This is a genomic window from Streptomyces sp. NRRL F-5135, from assembly GCF_000719775.1.
GTDB lineage: Bacteria > Actinomycetota > Actinomycetes > Streptomycetales > Streptomycetaceae > Streptomyces > Streptomyces hebeiensis.
The window spans coordinates 77135-83134 of the sequence record NZ_JOHR01000028.1 but is presented as its reverse complement, the minus strand read 5'-3'; the positions used below and the strand labels follow the sequence as shown (position 1 = coordinate 83134).

Annotated in this window: 7 protein-coding genes; 5 read left to right on the top strand and 2 right to left on the bottom strand. The window is 68.1% G+C overall.

Features of this window, described 5'->3' with window-relative positions:
- Positions 1–129 (bottom strand): DUF6221 family protein (locus tag IG02_RS44030; RefSeq protein ID WP_420707815.1); only part of this gene is annotated, 129 nt, incomplete at its 3' end.
- A 191-nt stretch (positions 130–320) separates the two neighbouring features.
- Here IG02_RS44030 and IG02_RS0133410 point away from each other — a divergent pair.
- The 5 genes from IG02_RS0133410 (at position 321) to IG02_RS0133390 (ending at position 5095) form a co-directional block, all read left to right on the top strand.
- On the top strand, positions 321–578 hold the full coding sequence (locus IG02_RS0133410) for a hypothetical protein (RefSeq protein WP_030756689.1): 258 nt from the start codon (positions 321–323) through the stop codon (positions 576–578).
- A gap of 134 nt (positions 579–712) precedes the next feature.
- Positions 713–1042, top strand: a complete 330-nt coding sequence (locus IG02_RS0133405) for a DUF6233 domain-containing protein (RefSeq protein WP_030756685.1) — start codon at positions 713–715, stop codon at positions 1040–1042.
- A gap of 142 nt (positions 1043–1184) precedes the next feature.
- Positions 1185–1712, top strand: a complete 528-nt coding sequence (locus tag IG02_RS0133400) for a helix-turn-helix domain-containing protein (RefSeq protein ID WP_107055767.1) — start codon at positions 1185–1187, stop codon at positions 1710–1712.
- A gap of 39 nt (positions 1713–1751) precedes the next feature.
- Positions 1752–2771, top strand: a complete 1020-nt coding sequence (locus IG02_RS40105) for a helix-turn-helix domain-containing protein (protein ID WP_051766079.1) — start codon at positions 1752–1754, stop codon at positions 2769–2771.
- Between the two features lie 53 nt (positions 2772–2824).
- Positions 2825–5095, top strand: a complete 2271-nt coding sequence (locus IG02_RS0133390) for a DEAD/DEAH box helicase (protein WP_078855032.1) — start codon at positions 2825–2827, stop codon at positions 5093–5095.
- A 382-nt stretch (positions 5096–5477) separates the two neighbouring features.
- Here IG02_RS0133390 and IG02_RS41900 read toward each other — a convergent pair whose 3' ends face one another.
- The gene (locus tag IG02_RS41900; protein ID WP_158712431.1) at positions 5478–5714 is read right to left on the bottom strand and encodes a hypothetical protein; all 237 of its coding nucleotides are present in this window, start codon (positions 5712–5714) and stop codon (positions 5478–5480) included.
- Positions 5715–6000: the final 286 nt, after the last annotated feature.

Genomic DNA, 6000 nt, shown 5'->3' with positions numbered 1-6000 from the left:
GGCCTCCAGCTCCCGTAGTACGCGGGCCGGGTCGCCGTCCGCATGCCACGGGCTCGGCTTGGCCACCCGCGCGGCCCGCTCGTCTTCGTCGAGGCGGGGTTTGAGGAAGTCGATCAGGTCCTGAGACATGATCAATTTTACCAAATCCGACGCGCGATATGGCATGACCTATGGCCTGACAGGGGCAGGGGGCTGGGCGTAGCGTGCCCGGTGCATAACCTCCCCGACACAGCGGCCCGCCCATCTCGGGCGGGCCGCTTCTCGCTTTCCCGGCCAGGTACCGAGCGATGGCTGTGACGGCTGCGGCGTAAGCTCCGGCCGTGGCGAAAGACAAGAGACCCGACGTACCCGATCACCTGCTCCGGCTCCAGCGCGTGGCGAACGCGGCCCGGGCAGATGCCCTGCGCGAGGACTACTCGCCGGAGGCGTGGCGGCCGTGGTGGGAAGCGGCAGCGGCCGTGCATGCCGCGGTGACCGAGCACGCGGCCGAGGCCGGCGTGAACCGCAGCGATCTGGAGATGGCGGTGAAGGCCGCCGCTGCGGAAGCCGAAGGGGCCGGGCTGGCGGCCGGGGGCTGACAGCGGGTAGGCCCGGGGTGTGGTGGTGGCCCGCCGCGACGGGGGATGCACGACGGGCCACCGCCCAGTGTGGCAGAGCCCCCGGGGGGGGTCCGTGGTGAAGCCGGGATCGCGCCGAACCTACACTCGAACTTATGACCGATTCGCCGCGCCTGATCGCGCTCCGCTTCCTGGAGCGGGTCCAGCTCCAGGACCTGGAGCGCACCCGCCGGTGGATCGCCGAGGAGGAGGGGCGTGCTGCTGAGGAAGCCGCGCGCCGGCCACCCCCGGCACCCCCTGAGTGGCTGGTTGAGCGGGGGATCGACGGCGCGCGCTCTCCGATCGCCATCCATGTGGGGGACTGCAAGATGCGTGGCCGCGCAGTCCAGCCCCTCACTCGGGACCAGGCCGTCACCGGGCTGGTCGAGCACGGTATCCGGCCGTGCCCGCTGTGCCGGCCGGACACCGCCCTCGGCGTGCTCTAGGCGGCGTGCGCGGGGCATTTTCGATGATCACGGTAAGAGTTTGGGTGAACACCTTGCGCCGCACCCTATTTTAGGGTGTAGTCTGTGGGTGTGAGGCAGGGGAACAGCCCCAGCCCGCTCCGTAAGTGACTCGGAGAAGCTCATGAACACCACCGCAGCAGCCCGTGAGGCCCACGTATCAGTCGCCACCGTGCGTGGCTGGTGCCGCCGCGGCGTCATCGCTGCCACGAAGACCGCCGGCCGCTGGATCATCGACGCCGCCTCCCTCGCCGCCCGCATCGCCATCGGCGCCATGAAGCGCCCCGCCCGCCCGGCCGTCCTCACCGCCGACACCATGGTCGCCATCGGTGGCCGGCGCTGGCAGAAGAACGGCATGGACCGCGTCTACCTCAACAACTGGACCGAGTTCTCCGGCCTGGACGTCGACTACTACCGCAGCGGCAACGTCGCCAGCGCCGAGTTCCTCGGCCGGGCCATCGCCAACGGCCGCGTCGGCGGCATCGTCGGATCGATCAGCAAGGTCTACTTCGACGTGCCCACCGGCCGGCTGATGTTCCAGCACCACGGGGCCGACGCCCTGCACATCCGCTTCTACGACGGCGAGCGGACCACGGTCGACCTGCTCGGCATCGTCTCCCGCAGCATCCGTGCCGCCGTCGCCGCCCTCTGAAGTCATCCACCGAACTTTCCCCCGGAAAGGGGCCATCCTGTGAGCGTCACCATCATCGACTGCACCGCAGCGACCGAGCTGTACCGCCACTACGACGGACAGACCGAACCCCAGCCCGCCTACATCGAACTCGACACCCAGAACGAGACGCTGTCCGCCACCTACAACTCCGAGGTCGGCAACGCGGTCCCGGGCACCGTCTACCACGGTCTGGACATCCGCTACCCGATCCCGGTCCTGACCGCGGACGCCGTGAACCGGGTCATGCGGCAGATCGCCCCCCTCGCCGACCTCGTCATTGCCGGGACGGAAGCGGTCTGGGACGGCAACAACACCGTCGCCCAGTGGGACGACGACGCCCGCGCCGCCGATGAGGAGATCGAGAGCATCCTCGGTCTGTCGTCGGGGAGCAACTACAGGGGCGAGGCGGACCAGGGCTTCCCCGACAGTGACCTGGTCGGGATCTGGGACATCGACGGCGCCGTCAACGGCTTTGAGGTCGAGGAGCACGACATCACCGCCGACACCACCGACGACCGCCTGGACGAGATCGAGCGGGAGATCCTGGCCGGCCTCGTCGACTGCGGGGACAGCCCGGTAGCGGTCTGCCACGGCCTGGGCGCCTACCTGCGGGGCCTGCGCGACGACCTGGCGGAAGACGACCCGCTGACCCCCGCAGAGCTGCGCACGGCCCGGGAGTACCTGGGCCTGACGGGCGACGACATGGCCAATCGGCTCGGCGTGAACCCGCGCACGCTGCGCTCCTGGGAGCAGGGCCGCGACCCGGTCCCCGGCCGTGTCCGGCCCGAGATCGCCGAACTGAAGGCGGCAACTGACGCCGCGGTCGCCAAGCTGGTCGCCGGCCTTGAGGACGCGGACGACGACACGCTGATCACCTACCGCGACGACGACGAGTACAAGGCCGGCGTGCGCGGGACGAGCTGGTCGGAGGGCTGGCACGGCTGGACGGCGTCCTGGCACCGGCAGGTGTGCGCCCGCGCCGCCGCGCTGACCGGCGCCCGCATCGACTACGCCGACCTCGACAACAACGACGCGTGAACCCGGCCCTGCCGACGCCCTCGTTCTCGCCAGATCAAAGGATTCGTCAACGTATGAAATTACGCCCCTACCAACAAGAGATCGTCAGCAGCGTATGGCGAGGGCTACGGGACGGCGGGAACGGCCAGATCCACATGGCCTGCGGCAGCGGCAAGACGATCGTCGCCCAGCGCTCCGCCGAGCAGCTCCTGCCCGGCGGCGGGACCGTCGCCGTCCTCGCGCCTTCCCTCTCCCTGGTCGCACAGACCCTGGCCTCCTGGTCCCGCAACGCCCGCCAGCCGCTGGATGCGCTGGCGGTATGCAGCGACGACACCGTCGCGGATGCCGCCGTACACACCCACGACCTGCCCGTGCCGGTCACCACTCGCACCGAGGACATCACCGTCTGGTTGCGCCGGCCGTCTGCACCCGGGATCCGGCTGGTGCTGTGCACGTACCTTTCCGCGGTCCGGCTGGCGGACGCGGTCCTTGCGACCAGCCCGCTGGACCTCCTGGTCCTCGACGAAGCTCACCACCTCGCCGGCCGGGCCGACTTCACCACCCGCAAGATCCTCCAGCCGGGCCGGCTCCCCGCCCGGCGCCGGCTGTTCATGACAGCCACCCCTCGTGAGGACCTGCGCATCAACGCCGGCATCGACTCGCTGCCGATGGTCGGCATGGACGACGAAACCGTGTTCGGCCCGGTCCTGGGCCGGTATTCCTTCGCGCAGGGCATCACCGATGGATACCTGGAGGACTACCGCATCGCGGTGATCGGCGTCCGGGACGCCGAGGCACGTAAGCTGCTGGCCGACGAGGGCATCGAATACGTGGATGCGCTGGGGGCACCGTCGCTGCAAACCGTCGTCGCCCAAGTCGCCCTAGGCCGCGCCCGCCAGCAGTACGGTATCCGACGCGCCTTGACCTACCACCCCCGCGTCGACGCGGCCGCCGAGTTCGCCCGCACCCTGAAACACGCTGTATCCCGCACCTCGCCCACTGACCAGGACCACCTCTACGCGGCACACATCCACGGCAAGATGGACCACCGGGCCAGGGGCAGCATCCTCAACCGACTGCGGCACACCCACGGCTGGACGGTCATCAGCAGCGCGCGATGCCTGAGCGAAGGCGTCGACCTACCAGCAGTAGACGCAGTCCTGTTCGGACATCCCAAAAGATCAGCCGTGGATATCACCCAAGCGGTCGGGCGAGCGCTGCGCCGGGATCCGCAGGTGCCAGGCCCCTCAACGATCATCGTGCCGCTGGTGGTGCCCGAAGAAGACGGCGAGATCGGTGACTTGGACCCTGGCGACTACGAGACCCTGTGGCAGGTCGTGCGTGCTCTGCGCGCTCACGATGAGCCACTGGGGGTCGCACTCGACAGCCAACGGAGCAAGAACTCCGCAAGTAACCCACAACTACCCGATAAGATCACATTCGTCCTACCGCCCGGCACGAGCCAAGATTTCCTCGCCCAGGTGAAGCTGATGCTCGTGCGCCAGAGCACCAACCCCTGGTGGGAGGGCTACTACGTAGCCGCGCGCTATTACGAAGAACACCAGCACCTGCTCGTGCCCGCCGAGCACCGCACAGAGCACGGCTTCCGCCTGGGGGGCTGGATCGCCCAACGCCGCCACGAATTCCGACGCGGCCGTCTCAGTACAGACCGCGTCGAGAAGCTCACCGCGATCGGCATGGTCTGGGATCCCAGTGCCGAGGCGTTCGCCGTGAACCTCGACACCGCCGCTTCCTACCGGGCCGAGCACGGGCACCTGAACGTACCGCAGTCGCACCGCACCGCGGACGGGGTGAGCTTGGGGATTTGGCTCAGCAAGCAGCGATCCCTACGCCGTAGCGGAAAACTGGCCCCCGAAAGGCAAGCAGCGCTGGAGGCTCTCGGCTTCAAATGGGACCCGAACCGCGTCGAAGAAGCATGGGCCGCCGGCATCACCGCGGCCCGCCTCTACCATCGCGAGCACGGCCACCTGCGGGTACCGCGTGAGTACAGCACGCCCAGCGGGCACAAACTCGGTGCCTGGCTCACCACCCAGCGCGTCAAGCACGGCAGAGGCACCCTGCCGCTGGAGCAGAAGTCCGCGCTCGACGAGCTCGGCATGGTCTGGGACAAGATCGACGTCCGCTGGTGGCAGATGTACGCCGCGGCGCAGCAGTTCCACGCCAAGCACGGCCACCTGCACGTCAAGCACTCCTACACCGCACCAGACGGCACCAAACTCGGATCCTGGATCCTGTACCAGAGACAGTTGCGCAGTGGAGTCAAAAAGGGCGGCATCAGCGCCGAGCGAATCACGGCCCTCGACGCACTCGGCATGCGTTGGTAACCGGGCAGCAGCCTCATGAGACGTGCCTGGTCCCCATACCTCACCCTCTGCCCTGCCGCCGGCCGCGCGCCCGGAGCCGCCGCGCCTTCACGGCGACCCACACCCCGCCGAGACCGGCCATCGCAGAGCCGAGAATGGTGGTCTGAGGCGACGGCGGGTTGTCACTCACCATCCAGACAATCCACACCACGGGCATCGCGGCGACGGCCCCCAGAACGGCGCTTTGTGCGAGCTTATGCGCGGGCGACATCCGAACCTCTTCGTCAGCTGGGCAATCACGCAGGCAGCGCAACTCATCCTATGCGCCTAACGAATCCCGCGCAGGAATGAAACGGATGCCGACCCCGGCCGGTGCCTGGCGGATGCCCCCGCGGGGCCAGGTTCAGTCACTTCGGGTAGGCGCCATCACGAGGCGAACGTCGTGCATCATGAGCCGTAGCAGTGCGGGAACGCTTCGCCAGCCAGCATTCAACAGCCCTTTCATCTCCTCATCCGCTGCGGCTTTCAGCTTGGCCAGGTCCACAACCGATGACGGACCGCCGCTGGAGGGAGCGCACATCTCGGCGTGGTAAGCGCGGCTGGCAGGCATCGATGTGTCGAACTTGGTCTCGTCGCTCATACAGCAAGAACGACTGGCGTCCGGCATAGGCAACGGATGGACAAGGCTGGACCGACCCGCCCGTTTTGAGTGCTTCGGCAAGTCTTTTCTGCTGGGGATTTTGTCCTACGTGTTCACCCTTTCGAGTGACACCCCTTGCCAACCTTGCCGTACATACGGCAAGGTTGAGTCATCGAGGTGAGGGGGGCAGCAAAGGCCCCCATCGCCGCCGGACCGAAGGGGAGCACCGTCATGACGACCACCACCAGCTACGGCACCTGGGTCACCCGCGTCGACCAGTACGCGC